The sequence below is a fragment of the Bradyrhizobium paxllaeri genome, from assembly GCF_001693515.2.
Taxonomy (GTDB): Bacteria; Pseudomonadota; Alphaproteobacteria; order Rhizobiales; family Xanthobacteraceae; genus Bradyrhizobium; species Bradyrhizobium paxllaeri.
Genome location: NZ_CP042968.1, coordinates 4,070,720 through 4,085,170, shown reverse-complemented (window position 1 = coordinate 4,085,170; position 14,451 = coordinate 4,070,720). Strand labels below are relative to the sequence as shown.

The 14,451-nt window shown below is 64.0% G+C and carries 8 protein-coding genes; 3 read left to right on the top strand and 5 right to left on the bottom strand.

Going from position 1 to position 14,451, the window contains the following annotated elements; genetic code table 11:
* Positions 1 to 61: 61 nt before the first annotated feature.
* Complete coding sequence (locus tag LMTR21_RS19525; protein ID WP_148635985.1) at positions 62 to 2,605, bottom strand: penicillin-binding protein 1A; 2,544 nt, start codon at positions 2,603 to 2,605, stop codon at positions 62 to 64.
* Between the two features lie 249 nt (positions 2,606 to 2,854).
* Complete coding sequence (locus LMTR21_RS19520; protein ID WP_065753955.1) at positions 2,855 to 4,183, bottom strand: N-acetylmuramoyl-L-alanine amidase; 1,329 nt, start codon at positions 4,181 to 4,183, stop codon at positions 2,855 to 2,857.
* 712 nt (positions 4,184 to 4,895) lie between these two features.
* On the opposite strand from LMTR21_RS19520, the gene LMTR21_RS19515 reads away from it, so the two are divergent.
* Positions 4,896 to 7,991 carry an Rne/Rng family ribonuclease gene (locus LMTR21_RS19515; RefSeq protein WP_148635984.1) on the top strand — a complete coding sequence of 1,032 codons (3,096 nt, stop codon included), beginning with the start codon at positions 4,896 to 4,898 and terminating at the stop codon, positions 7,989 to 7,991.
* A gap of 66 nt (positions 7,992 to 8,057) precedes the next feature.
* On the opposite strand, the gene LMTR21_RS19510 is transcribed toward LMTR21_RS19515, so the two are convergent.
* The 3 genes from LMTR21_RS19510 to LMTR21_RS19500 all read right to left on the bottom strand — a co-directional run bounded on the left by LMTR21_RS19510 (position 8,058) and on the right by LMTR21_RS19500 (position 11,593).
* Entirely contained in the window at positions 8,058 to 9,386 is a 1,329-nt protein-coding gene (locus LMTR21_RS19510) for a dicarboxylate/amino acid:cation symporter (protein WP_065753956.1), read from the bottom strand.
* Positions 9,387 to 9,731: 345 nt separating this feature from the next.
* Entirely contained in the window at positions 9,732 to 10,349 is a 618-nt protein-coding gene (locus LMTR21_RS19505; protein WP_430642572.1) for a biotin transporter BioY, read from the bottom strand.
* Positions 10,350 to 10,405: 56 nt separating this feature from the next.
* Entirely contained in the window at positions 10,406 to 11,593 is a 1,188-nt protein-coding gene (locus tag LMTR21_RS19500) for a pyridoxal phosphate-dependent aminotransferase (protein ID WP_065753957.1), read from the bottom strand.
* Between the two features lie 201 nt (positions 11,594 to 11,794).
* Here LMTR21_RS19500 and LMTR21_RS19495 point away from each other — a divergent pair, with 201 nt between their 5' ends.
* Positions 11,795 to 13,201, top strand: a complete 1,407-nt coding sequence (locus LMTR21_RS19495; RefSeq protein ID WP_065753996.1) for a M48 family metalloprotease — start codon at positions 11,795 to 11,797, stop codon at positions 13,199 to 13,201.
* Between the two features lie 127 nt (positions 13,202 to 13,328).
* Positions 13,329 to 14,096: a DsbA family protein gene (locus LMTR21_RS19490; RefSeq protein ID WP_065753958.1), complete on the top strand. Its 768-nt coding sequence runs from the start codon at positions 13,329 to 13,331 to the stop codon at positions 14,094 to 14,096.
* The last annotated feature ends 355 nt before the right edge of the window (positions 14,097 to 14,451 follow it).

Sequence of the window (14,451 nt, the reverse complement as noted above, 5' to 3'; positions counted from 1 at the left end):
TGCCGGGTCGATATCAGGTGACATCGCAAGCGCAGCTTGTGATTACAGTAGGGCTCTCGGATTAGTAAAGGCCGCCGGTCCCCGGACGCATGATATTGCCGGCGTCGGGCTGTTGATATCCTTGCTGATACCCTTGTTGGTACCCTTGCTGATACCCTGGCGGGTATCCCTGCGGCGACCGGCCATCCATGTCGGCGACGCCGATGACGGAATAGTTATCCGGCGGCGCGGTGCCCGGCTTGAACGCTTCGAGGATGGTGCGACCGCCCTCGCCCGGGCCGGCGCGCATGCCGCTCTTGGCATCGACGCGAACCAGCTTGATGCCGGCGGGTACTTTGAAGGGGATCGCCGGCTTGTCGGCGAGCGCGAGTTTCAGGAAATCCTTGGCGATCGGCGCGGCGAGGTGACCGCCGGTCATGCCGCGGCCGAGATTGCGCGGCTTGTCGTAGCCGACATAGATGCCGACCACGAGGTCCGGCGAGAAGCCGATGAACCACGCGTCCTTCTCATCATTGGTGGTGCCGGTCTTGCCCGCGATGGGTTTGCCGACTTCCTTGACCACCGTCGCCGTGCCCGCCTGCACGACATACTCCATCATCGAAGTGATCTGGTAGGCCGTCATCGGGTCGAGCACCTGCTCGCGCCGGTCCACCAGTTGCGGCTCGGACTGATTCTTCCAGCCGCCAGGCGCGTCGCAGCCGCGGCACTCGCGCGCGTCGTGCTTGTAGATCGTATGGCCGTAACGGTCCTGGATGCGATCGATCAGGGTCGGCTTCACCCGGCGGCCGCCATTGGCGAACATCGAATAGGCCGTCACCATGCGCATCACAGTGGTTTCACCGGCGCCGAGCGCGTAGGACAGGTAATTCGGCAGTTCGTCATAGACGCCGAAGCGCTTCGAATATTCGCCGATCAAGGGCATGCCAATGTCCTGCGCCAAGCGCACCGTCACCGTGTTCAGCGATTGCCGGAGCGCGTTACGCAGCGTCGTCGGGCCGCCATATTTGCCGGACGAATAGTTTTCCGGACGCCAGACACCGGCGCCCTGCCCCTGGTCGATCTCGATGGGCGCGTCGACCACGACGGTCGACGGCGTGTACCCATTGTCCATCGCCGCCGAATAGACCAGCGGCTTGAACGACGAGCCCGGCTGCCGATAGGCTTGGGTCGCACGGTTGAACTGGCTCTGGTCAAACGAGAAGCCGCCGACCATCGCGAGCACGCGGCCGGTCCACGGGTCCATCGCGACCATCGCGCCGGACACTTCAGGCAATTGCCGCAACCGGTACTGGCCCTCGACAGGCTTGCCCTCCTTGTCGAACAGCGGATCGGCGTAGATCACATCGCCCGGCGACAGCACCTGCGCCACCGAGGTCGGCGTCCTGCCTTTCGTGGGCCCGGATGCAGCCTTGGCCCAGCGCACGCCGTCGAGCGTGATGATGCCGGTCTGCCGCTGCTTGCTGACGGCGCCGCCGAGTTCGCGGCCCGGCTGGAAACCGATCCGCGCCGACTGGTCCGATGTTTCCAACACCACGGCCATCCGCCAGGGCGAGATATCCGACAGCGATTTGACGTCGGCGAGCTTGACGCCCCAGTCGCCGGAAATGTCGAGCTTCGAGGGCGCGCCGCGCCAGCCGCTCGCCTCGTCATAGCGGACGAGGCCGGCAACCATGGTCTTGCGCGCCATCACCTGCATCTTCGGATCGAGCGTCGCACGCACCGACAGCCCCCCCTCGTACAGCTTCTTTTCGCCGTAGCGCTCGAAAATGTCGCGCCGGACTTCCTCGGCGAAATATTCGCCGGCAAAGATATGCGCGCCGTTGCCGCGGCTGGTGACGTTGAGCTGTTCCTTGCGGGCCTTGTCGGCGTCGGCCTGCTTGATCCAGCCGTTTTCCACGAGGCGATCGACCACGTAGTTACGCCGCTCCACCGCGCGATCGCGGTTACGCACCGGATGCAGCGCAGCGGGCGCCTTCGGCAGCGCCGCCAGATAGGAGGCTTCCGCGACCGTGAGCTCGTTGACCGATTTGTCGAAATAGACCAGCGAGGCCGCCGCGATGCCGTAAGCGCCGAGACCGAGATAGATTTCGTTGAGATAGAGTTCGAGGATGCGGTCCTTGGAATAGGCGCGCTCGATACGCATCGCCAGCAAGGCTTCCTTGATCTTGCGGGTGAAGGAGACTTCGTTGGTCAGCAAGAAGTTCTTCGCGACCTGCTGGGTGATCGTAGACGCACCCTGCGGACGCTTGTTGGAGCCGAAGTTCTGCGCATAGAGCACGGCCGCGCGCGCCATGCCGGTGAAGTCGATGCCGCCGTGCTCGTAGAAGTTCTTGTCCTCGGCCGCCAGGAACGCGTTGATGACGAGCTTCGGCACTGCCTGGATCGGCAGATAGAGGCGGCGCTCCTTGGAATACTCACCGAGCAGCGCGCCGTCGGAGGCGTGCACGCGCGTCATCACCGGCGGCTCGTAGTCCTGGAGTTGCGAATAGTCGGGCAGGTCCTTGGAGAAATGCCAGATCGCGCCCGCAACGCCGGCCACGCCGACCAGGAACACGACCGTGCCGGCGGCGAACAGGAAACCCAGAAACCGGACCAGCAAGCGCATTATCGACGTTCCGTTTCAACCCTTGCGCCGTCATCTGCGGCGGCTATCCAAACGCGGCAATCCCCCGAACGGGCCACCGCTACGCGGTCGAACAATAATAAAGGTCCGGCGGACAATATTGACCGATTCCGAAGACCAGTACGCGATTTTCTACCCGATCTATACCGTTGCCGCTGTGGCCAAACTAGGGCTTGGGCCACCGAGCAGCACGCCTTTCAGCCCACTTTTACGCGATGTGTATCGGGCTTTTTATTTGCCCGGCCCGGCAGTTGCCAGCCGTTTGGCCAGAAACGTATCGATTGCCTGCGCCATCGAGCCGACGGTCCGGTTCCGCCAATTTTCCGACACCAGATGCTCAAGATCGCCCTTGTTGGAGACGTAGCCGAGTTCGACCAGGACCGAGGGCACATCGGGTGCCTTCAAGACCCGGAAGCCGGCTGATTTCAGCGGGTGCTTGTGCATCCGCACCGTGTTCTTCATTTCGCCCATCAGGACCCGCGCGAACCGGTTTGAAAAGGTCTTGGTCTCCCGCTGCACCAGGTCGATCAGGATATCGGCGACTTCGGTCGGCTCGTCGGCGAGACTGACCCCGCCGATCGCGTCCGACTTGTTCTCGACATCTGCCAGCCGCTCGGCTTCGGAGTCAGAGGCCTTGTCGGACAGTGTGTAGATGGTGGCGCCCTGGGCGTCGCCCTCGCCGCGCGGCAAAGCGTCGGCATGGATCGAAACGAACAGCGCCGCCGCCTCGCTGCGCGCAACCTTCACGCGGTCAGCGAGCGGAATGAAGGTGTCGTCGGTCCGGGTCATGACCACGCGATACTTGCCCGATTTCTCGATTCGGTCGCGCAGCGCCAAACCAAAGGTCAGCACCAGGTTCTTTTCCATGATATCGCCGCCGCCGGCCTGGGTGCCGTTGTCGACGCCGCCATGGCCGGGATCGATCACGACCACCGGCCTCTTGTCCGTCGGGGCGGCAGGCTTCGCCGCAGCCGGGGCGTCCGGGGTGGCGGCGTTGGCCTCGGCAATCGCAGGCCGTAGTTCGGGACGATTTTCGGGCGGCAGCGACTGGACGAAGGCGGTGCGATCAATCTCCTCGAATTCAATCACGAGACGCGGCGGCTGGCCGTTGGCCGCCTCCAGCACATAGGATTTGGCGATCTTGGCCGGCCCGGACAGGTCGAACACGATCCGCGATCCACCCGGCATGACGAGACCGTAGCGGAACGCCTTGACCAGCCCCCGGCCCGTCGCACCGACCCCGGCGGGGAGCGTGAAGCTGATCTGGGGAAGATCGACAATCACGCGATAGGGATCGGCCAGCGCGAAGGCACGAAACTGAACCGGCTTGTCGAGATCGAGGATGAAACGGGTTTGCCTGGCATCACCAGCCAGCCGGGCGTCAGACGCGACCGGAAAATTCGATCCCGCCGCAGGGCTCGCGGCAGCTGCGACGGAGGCCGGCGCCTGAGGAGAGGCCACTTGGGCTGCGCTGGGGCTGATCATCTGGGTGCATAGCAATGTTGCGGCGCACAATGGGCCACATCCCAGCAAAACAAGGAGATTTGCGCGGCTCGCCAACGATTCGGTGCCTCCGGAAGGAGCCTTCCCTTACCCGATTAGGGCCACAGGGTTAATCGGACCTTAATATCCGCCCGGCAAAAAGGGGCAAGTGTTGCAGTGCTGCGACTCTTGCGGAAGGTTCCCTTGCACGGCGTCCCCAATCCACGTATGTACGAGGTGCTGACGGCTAATACTCCCGGTTGTGTCGCGTTCAGCCTCCCGGTGCAGCGCCGGAACCTTCGGAACCGAAGGCCTCCTGCGTCTTTCCCGATCCCTCCCCAGCCAGCGCTGCGCGCGGCTGACACGGAGCGGCGGTTTCGAGCCCGAGCGGCGTCCGGTCCCAGGTCTTTTTCCAGGGACGGTTTGAGACACGGCAAAACTGATTATCCGGACCCCAAACGGTCCGATATGCGATGGCCGGCGGGCGTTTAGGCGCCGAACCGGGCTTTCAGCGATAAATACGGCGGTATCCCTTTCCGCCAACATGTTCAGACGGGCCGACGCTTGATGCGCCAGACTGTGTTGCCGACCAGGATCCACGGAACGATCGCGCCGACGCGAAGCGAAAGCTTCGCACGTCGCATCGTACTGGTGGGCCCCCGTTCGGCGCGGCGCCAAGAAGTGCGTTTTGGCCTTCCCCTCACCCCCGAATCAGGTGGACCGTCGCGTCACCGGGCCGCGCAATTTGCGCGCGCCATGCACCGCGCCCGCCCCCTTCAAGAGTTCCAAAATGCCCAACAAGATGTTGATCGACGCTACCCACCCGGAAGAGACCCGGGTTGTTGTGGTTCGCGGCAACCGCGTCGAAGAATTTGATTTTGAGACCGCCCAGCGCAAGCAACTGCGCGGCAATATCTATCTCGCCAAGGTCACACGCGTAGAGCCGTCGCTGCAAGCGGCGTTCATCGAATATGGCGGCAACCGCCATGGCTTCCTGGCCTTCAGCGAAATTCATCCGGACTACTATCAGATCCCGGTCGCCGACCGTCAGGCGCTGATCGAGGCCGACGAGCGCGCCCATCGCGAAGCCGAGGAAGAGAGCGAGAACCGCTCCAGCCACCGCCGCCGCTCGCGCCACCGCAATGCGCGCCGGCGCGGCCATGGCGACCGTGTCCAGAGCGACGTCATCGAAAACGCCGGCCAGGATCCCTCGCAGGCGGCTCAGCCCTATGAGGGCGGCGAGCACGAGCACGACGGCGTGTATGCCGGCGAAGCGCAGCCGCATGATGCCGAACATCACGAGGATGCCGCCCATCACGACCATGACGCGCATGAACACGAAGCGCATGGCCACGATCACGATCAGCCGCACGATCACCATGATCACGATGTGCCGGCGCCGCAGGAACGGACGGATGCCGTAAGCGAAGCGCCGGCCGCGGAAGCCGAATCGGGCGCACCTGCCGCAGCGCCGGTCGAGGCGGCCGCCGCCGAAGCGACGGCGGAGCCTGAGCCTGCGCATGATGAACATCATGACCACGAGCAGCCGGCCGACAGCACGGCCCACGCCGACGAGCCGCCGCATGTCGAGCATGCCGGCGAAGGATACGCCGCTGCCGCTCCGGACGAGTTCGCTCGCGTTCCCGAAGGCGACGACGGTCACGACGATGAAGATGACGGCGAGGACGCCGAAGAGGAAGTCGTCGAGTCCGTCGGCGGCGACGACGTGCTGGAGGAAGTCCCGGAGCGTCCGTTCGGTCCGCGCCGCCAGTACAAGATTCAGGAAGTCATCAAGCGCCGCCAGGTGATGCTGGTTCAGGTCGTCAAGGAAGAGCGCGGCAACAAGGGCGCAGCGCTCACGACCTATCTGTCGCTGGCCGGCCGTTACGCCGTCCTGATGCCCAACACCGCCCGCGGCGGCGGCATCAGCCGCAAGATCACCTCGGCCCAGGACCGTTCGCGGCTGAAGGAAGTGGTGCAGGATCTCGACGTGCCCGAGGGCATGGGGATCATTCTGCGCACCGCCGGCGCCTCGCGGACCAAGCCCGAGATCAAGCGCGACTTCGAGTACCTGATCCGCATGTGGGAAACCGTGCGCGACATGACGCTGCGGTCGCAGGCCCCCACCCTCGTCTACGAGGAAGGCTCGCTGATCAAGCGTTCGCTGCGCGACCTCTACAACAAGGAGATCGACGAGATCCAGGTCGCCGGCGAAGCCGGCTACGGGGAAGCCCGCGACTTCATGAAGATGCTGATGCCCTCGAACGTGCGGGCGGTGAAGCAGTATCGCGACGGGCAGCCGCTGTTCTCGCGGATGGGCGTCGAGAGCCAGCTGGATGCGATGTTCTCGCCGACCGTGCAGCTCCGTTCCGGCGGCTACATCGTCATCAACCAGACCGAGGCGCTGGTTTCGATCGACGTCAACTCCGGCCGCTCGACCCGCGAACATCACATCGAGGATACCGCGCTCAAGACCAATCTGGAGGCGGCCGAGGAAGTCGCCCGGCAATTGCGCCTGCGCGATCTCGCCGGCCTGATCGTCATCGACTTCATCGACATGGACGAGAAGCGCAACAACCGCGCGGTGGAGCGAAAACTCTCCGACTGCCTGCGGCAGGATCGCGCGCGCATCCAGGTCGGACGCATCTCGCATTTCGGCCTCTTGGAAATGTCGCGCCAGCGCATCCGCGCCAGCGTGCTCGAGAGCTCGACCGAGCCCTGCCCGCAATGCGGCGGCAGCGGTCATGTGCGCTCGGTCTCCTCGGTCGCGCTGCAATTGCTGCGCGGCATCGAAGAGATCTTGATGAAGGGCGCGACCCACAATCTGGTGGTGCGCACCCGCACCGACGTCGCGCTCTATGTGCTGAACCACAAGCGCGGCCATCTGCGCGATCTCGAAAACGCCTTCAAGGTGACGCTGGCCGTGGTCGCCGACGCCACCGTGAGCGGCCAGCAGTCCTATGTCATCGACCGCGGCGAGCAGGTGCACACACTGGAGGCCGCCAAGGCGTTGCTGGCGGCACAGGCCGCCTCCTTCCCGCCGCAGGTCGAAGAAGCCTATGACGACGACGATGGATACGACATCGAAACCGAATCCGAGGTTGAGACCGAGGAAACCGAGGGGCTGACCGACGATGCCGCCGAGGCGGCGACGGGCGAAGGCGACGGAGACGGCCAACGCCGCAGGCGGCGCCGGCGCCGGCGCGGCCGCGGTGAGCAACGTGAGGGCGGCGTCCCGCGCGAGGACGGTGATGCCATGCGCGTCGCGAGCGAGGCGGTCGAAGGCGCGATCGCCGAGGATGGCGAAGCCGATGAGGATGAAGGCGACGAACAGCCGGGCATGGCCCGCGGCGATCAGTCTGCCGGTGGCGAGCGGCGTCCGCGCCGCCGCGGCCGGCGTGGCGGCCGTCGCCGGCGTGGCGGTGGGCTGGAAGACGGTCTTGCCGGTTCGATCGCAGACGAACTCGGACCGGCCCAGGCGTCGGAAGCGACCGATGCAGTTGCCGATTTCGACGGCGGCTCTTCCGAGCCCGCGCCTTCATTGGTGCAGGCCGACGATCAGCCCGAACCGGTATCGCCGCCGGCGGAGATACAGCCCGCAGCCGATGCCCAGCCGGAGCCGGTAGCGAGTGCGCCTGCCCCGGCCGCTGAAGAAACCGGACCAGAGGCCGAACGCGCCGCGGCACGGCGGCGCTCGACCGTCCGCGAGAAAGTCAGCTTCATGACCAGCGTTCCGGCCGAACCGGCGCCCCCCGTCAGCCAGACGGCGCCGGAGCCGATCGCGCCTGCCGAGCCCGCTGCGGCCGAACCGGCGCCGGCGACATCAAGCGAAGCCGCGCCACGCAAGGCGGGCTGGTGGTCGCGGCGCTTCGGCAGCGGCGAGTAAGGAATCGAACCCAAGAAAACCGCCCGGCGAAAACCGGGCGGTTTTTTTATTGCGACGAACCGATCCTCAGCCCGTCGTGAGCGCGGTCTCCACATCGGACGGGTCAACCTGCTTGTTCAGATTGGCGTGCAGCTTCTCCTTGTTCAGCTCGCCCTCCCACCACGACACCACCACGCAGGCGACGCCGTTGCCGCACAGGTTGGTCAGCGCGCGGCACTCGCTCATGAACTTGTCGATCCCGAGAAGGATGGCCATGCCCGGAACCAGGCGCGGATCGACCACGGCCAGTGTCGCCGCCAGCGTGATGAAGCCCGCGCCAGTGATGCCGGACGCTCCCTTCGAGGTCAGCATCGCCACCAGGAGGATGGTCAGTTGCTGGCCGAACGTGAGATCGAAACCGAGCGCCTGCGCGATGAACAGGGTTGCCAGCGTCATGTAGATGTTGGTGCCGTCGAGATTGAACGAGTAGCCGGTCGGCACCACGAGGCCCACCACCGACTTGGAGCAGCCGAGCCGCTCGAGTTTCTCCATCAAGGACGGCAGCGCGCTTTCCGAAGATGACGTGCCGAGTACGATCAGGAGTTCGTCCTTGATATAGGCCAGGAACTTGAAGATCGAGAAACCGACGGTCCGCGCGATCACGCCGAGCACCACGAAAACGAACAGCGCGGCGGTGACGTAGAACGTCGCGATCAGCCCGAGCAGGTTCAGGATCGCACCGGTCCCGAACTTTCCGATCGTGAACGCCATCGCGCCGAACGCGCCGACTGGCGCCGCCTTCATCACGATGGCGATGACGCCGAATACGGCATGGGCAGCGTCGTCGATGAAGGCGCGGATGGTGTGGCCGCGCTCGCCGAGCCCCATCAGCGCAAAGCCGAACAGGATCGAGAACAACAAAACCTGAAGGATTTCGCCCTGCGCAAAGGCGCCGACGACAGTGTCGGGAATGATATGCAGGAAGAAATCGACCGACTTCTGCGCTTCCGCCTGCTTGGCATAGCCGGCGACCGCTTGCGCATTCGCCATGCTGCCGCCGAAACCGTGACCAGGCCTGACCAGGTTACCGACGACGAGACCGATCACCAGCGCGAAGGTGGAGACGACTTCGAAATAGATCAGCGCCTTGACACCGATGCGGCCAACTTTCTTGGCATCTTGTATATGCGCAATGCCGGATACCACGGTGCAGAAGATGATCGGCGCGATCACCATCTTGATCAGCTTGATGAAGCCGTCGCCGAGCGCCTTGATCCAGTCGTTGGTCGCAAGCGTAGGCCACAGCCAGCCGACCAGCGCGCCGAGCACAATGGCGATCAGCACCTGGACGTAAAGAACCCGATACCAGGGCTTTGCCGCACTCGCAGGCGCTTCGGTCGCAATCGTTGCCGCCATGACGCTCACTCCCCTTTGGTGGCGCGGACTGGTCGACATGCGCCAATCCGTCGCACACAGCCAAAGTCCTTTGAGGCAGTGGAGTCAACAGGCAGTCGGTGTCGTGATCCGCAAGAATAAATTTTTCCAGCAGCGTTCGACTCGATGGAACAAAAGCAAAGGTAATTGCGCGCCGCTCTGAACACGACAGCGCTTGTCTTGGCTACGTTCGTTCCAGCTTGACGCAAAGTCTCGCGGCTACGTTAGCTGCAGCACCTGACCTGCAACACGTCTCCTGGACTACCCAACCCAACAACGCGTAGCCAATCGCATTGGCTACGCGCGAGTGCATCCAGGCGCGATCGCTCAACCGCGACGGTCGAAAATCTGGCGGATCGCCGGCACCAGCGCAGCACCGAGCGCGTTCTTGATCAGCGAGCCCGCGATGAACGGGGCAACGCCGACCAGCCACGCCTTTTCCACGCCGAGCTTCACGCCGAATGCCAGCCAGCCAAATCCGGCGGCGAGAATGAGAATGTGTCCGAGCGCCATCGCCGCGAACAGCCAGAACACCGATCGATCCCAGCCGCGCTCGGCGAGCCATCCCGTGACAAAAGCCGCCGCCACGAAACCGAAGAGATATCCGGCCGTCGGACCGACGAGCGGCGCGAGGCCGCCGACGGGACTTGCGAATACCGGCAGTCCGATCGCCCCTTCGGCGAGATATGCGATCAGCGTTGCGCTGCCGAGTCGCCAGCCATAGGCCGCGCCGATCATCAGCACGACCAGCGTTTGCAGCGTCATCGGCACATAGGGCAACGGCAGATTGACCTTGGCCGACAAGGTCAGCAGCGCCGTTCCCAGCGCAATCAGGATCACGCTGCGCAACAGGCCTGACGAGCCGTCCGCACGATGCGGCCACAGCAGCGCGGCGAGGGGAAAATGCGACGGGACGACGGTTTCAGGCATGGTTCTGGCAGACATGATGGCTCCCCGATGGATTGCAGATGAGAATGGTGTGGATGACAGATTGCTGCGCGCTAACGAAGCCAGCGCGCAATGCGTGTCACCGCTTCGCGCATCTCGTCGGCCGAGCGCGCGTAGGAGAAGCGGATGAAGCTGCGGCCGTGAATCGGATCGAAATCGACGCCCGGCGTTGCCGCCACATGCGCCTTCTCCAGCATGCGGCTTGCAAACTCGAAACTGTCGGAGGTGAAATCCGAGACATCGGCGTAGAGATAGAACGCGCCATCCGCGGGCAGGAACTTGGTGAGGCCAGCCTTCGGCAGTCCCTCGATCAGGATGCGGCGGTTCTCCTCATAGCCGTGCTTGATCGCCTCCATCTCGTCGCGGCCCTCGAAGGCCGCTTCGGCCGCGATCTGCGACAGCGTCGGCACCGAGATCGACAGGTTCTGCTGCAGCCGCTCGATCGGGCGCACCAACGGCTCCGGCACCACCATCCAGCCGACCCGCCAGCCGGTCATGCAGAAATATTTCGAGAACGAATTGATCACGAGCGCATGCGGCGACAGTTCAGCCGCCGTCACGGCCGGGAACGCATAGTCGAGGCCGTGATAGATCTCGTCGGAAATGAAGCGGATCCCGGCGCCTTCCGCCGCTTCGATCAGCCCGGTGAGCGCTTCGCGCGACATCATCGTTCCCGTCGGATTGGCGGGGCTGCCGACCAGCACGCCCTTCAGCGGCGACTTGCGATGCGCGGCCAGCAACGCCTCGCCGGTCAGGGCATGGCGCGTCGCGCTCGATGTCTCGATCAGCACCGGCTCGCAGCCGAGCGCGGTCAGGATATGCCGATACGGCGGATAACCCGGCACCGTGACCGCCACACGGTCGCCGGGCTCGAACATCGACAGAAACGCCAGAATGAAGCCGCCCGACGAGCCGGTCGTGACCACGATCCTGTCAGACTCGACCATGCAGCCATACGTATCGCGATAGTGCCGGGCGACTCGCGCGCGCAGCGTCGGCAAGCCGAGCGCCGAGGTGTAGTCGATCCGCGCCGCGTCGAGCGCGGCATGCGCCGCTGCGATCGCGACCTTGGGCGCGGACGCCGCCGGCTGCCCCACTTCCATGTGAATGACATGACCTCCGGCCGCTTCGATGCGGGCTGCAGCCGCCATCACGTCCATCACCATGAAGGGCGGAACGTCGCTCCGTGCCGAGGGCGTCAATAGCGCTGTTGCGCGGTCTCTAAGTGTCGATTCCAGCATCGATTTCTGTTATTTGCGCGGGCGCGGCCTCGAATCGAGGGTTCCCGAACCGGTTACCGCCCCAGACTGGCCGTATTCGATGGCTTGTTATAGCGTTTTCAAGCGCAGTGATACCGGGTCGGATAAAGAAACGTTGAAACAACAAACCGGGACCTCGTCCGGCCAAATCCGGAAATGAAAGCCAATCGCCAAAGACTGCTCATGCTGCTCCGCATCGCCTTACGCAAGAAATCACTGAAGTTGACGGCGCTGGCCACAGCCGTCGCGCTTGTTGCTGCGCCGATGACGGCGACGGCGCAGGAAAACAGGGGCCCGCCCGTGCTCCGCGACGCCGAGACGGAACAATTGCTGCGCGAATATACCCGTCCGATCCTACGCGCCGCCGGTCTGGAAAAGCAGAACATCCAGATGGTGATCATCAACCAGAGCGTCTTCAACGCCTTCGTTGCTGACGGCCGGCGTATCTTCGTGAACTACGGGGCGATCCTGCAGTCGGAGACGCCGAACCAGATCATCGGCGTGATGGCGCATGAAACCGGCCACCTCGCCGGCGGTCATCTCGCCAAGATGCGCGAACAGATGGCGCAGGCGCAGACGCAGATGATCATTGCCATGCTGCTCGGCGCCGGCGCGATGGTCGCGGGCGCGCAAGGCGGCGGCAGCAATAGTGGCCTGGCCAACGCCGGCGCGGCGATGTTCTCGGCTCCCGGAGAAATCATCCGCCGCAATCTGCTCTCTTACGTGCGCCAGCAGGAGGAAAACGCCGACAAGGCCGGCGTGAAGTTTCTGAACGCCACCGGCCAGTCCTCTAGGGGCATGTACGAGACCTTCAAACGCTTCACCGAGGAAAGCCTGTTCGCCGCGCGCGGCGCCGACCCCTACGTTCAGTCACATCCGATGCCGGCCCAGCGTGTCGCCGCGCTGGAAGAACTGGCACGGTCGAGCCCTTATTGGGACAAGAAGGACGACCCTGCCCTGCAGCTCCGTCACGACATGGTGCGCGCCAAGATCTCGGCCTTCATGGAGCGGCAGGAGACCGTGTACCGGCGCTATCCGATGTCCAACAACAGCCTGCCCGCGCGCTATGCGCACGCGATCGCGACCTATCGGCACGGCGATCTGCGCAGCGCACTTTCCCAGATTGACGCCTTGCTTCAGCAGCAGCCCAACAATCCCTATTTTTATGAAGTGCGCGGGCAAGCGCTGCTCGAGGGCGGCAAGCCGCAGGAGGCGATCGCGCCGCTGCGCAAGGCGGTGCAGCTCTCCAACCACTCGCCGCTGATCGAGATGATGCTTGGGCAAGCCCTCGTGGCAACCGGCAACAACGCCTACACCGACGAGGCCATCTCGATCCTGCGCGGGGCGGTAGCGCGCGAGACCGAGGCGCCGATCGGCTATACCCAGCTCGCCATGGCCTATGGAAGAAAGGGCGACTACGCGCAGGCCGACCTCGCCTCGGCCCAGGCCGCCTACCTTCGCGGCGACAGCAAGACCGCCCGCGATCTTGCCTCACGCGCCAAAACGCGCTTCGCAATCGGTACGCCCGGCTGGGTCAAGGCTGACGACATTGTGAGCGCCAAGCCGCTGCCGGGCCAGAAGAGCAACTAGAATTCAACCGCATTCGGCTATAATCCGACCTGGTTCACTCAGGATCAGGTCGCCACGAACCGAGATATTCTCCAGGAGCCGGCCTTCAGCAGAATTGCCCGGGACCCCGCCGCATAAGGACTTACCGATGCCCTCGTTCCGTTTTCTCATCCCCGCATTGTTCGCTGTGGCGCTCTGCGGCGCGCCGCCGCCCGCTTCCGCGCAGAGCTTCACCGACAGCCAGCGCGGCGAGATCGAAGCCATGATCCGGAATTACCTGATCAAGCATCCCGAAGTGCTCGAAGAGGCGATGACTGAACTCAGCAAGCGCCAGGCCGCGGCCGAAGCCGCCAAGCACGAGGCCGGCGTCGCCAACAATGCCGAGGCGATCTTCAACTCGCCGCGCAACGTCACGCTCGGCAACAAGGACGGCGACGTCACCTTCGTCGAGTTCTTCGATTATAATTGCGGCTACTGCAAGCGCGCGATGATCGACATGATGGAGTTGATGAAGGCCGACCCGAAACTGAAGGTCGTGCTGAAGGAATTTCCGGTCTTGAGTGCCGGCTCGGTCGAGGCCGCCCAGGTCGGCGTCGCCGTGCGCATGCAGGATCCGACCGGCAAGAAATATCTCGACTTCCATCAGAAGCTGCTGACCGGCCGCGGCGCCGCCGACAAGGCGCGCGCGATGGCCGTTGCCAAGGAAGTCGGCCTCGACATGGCAAAGCTGGAGAAGGACCTCTCGAGCGCCGAAGTCCGCAACACGCTCGAGGAAAACTTCAAGCTCGCCGAGGCAATGGGCATGAACGGCACGCCGAGCTATGTAATCGGCAAGCAGGTCGTGATCGGCGCGGTCGGTGCCGAAGCCCTGCGCGAAAAGATCAACAATGCCCGTTGCGGCAAGGCGACCTGCTGAGACCAGCTGAAATCGTTGAAGCCATCAAATCCGGCTGCACCGCAGCCGGATTTTCTTTTTCGGGCAAGGCCCGCCGATCGAACCGTGACCATGCAAGGGGTCACTAGACGAACTCGGCGCGTACATCGCGCCCTACACCGAACGATGCCGAAATACAGCGCGACCTATCTCGAGATCGAAGAGCATTTCGGCGGCTTCAATTTCGGTGGCGGCAACGGTCAGCTCGATCTCGCGACGATGGAATTCGACTGGGCCTGCGGCTGAGAAACTATCCCGCATTGAGAAAAGCAAACGCGTCGGCAAAGCCTGTATCCGTCGGGGTCCGCGTTCATCGCGCATTCACAAAACAAAGTCG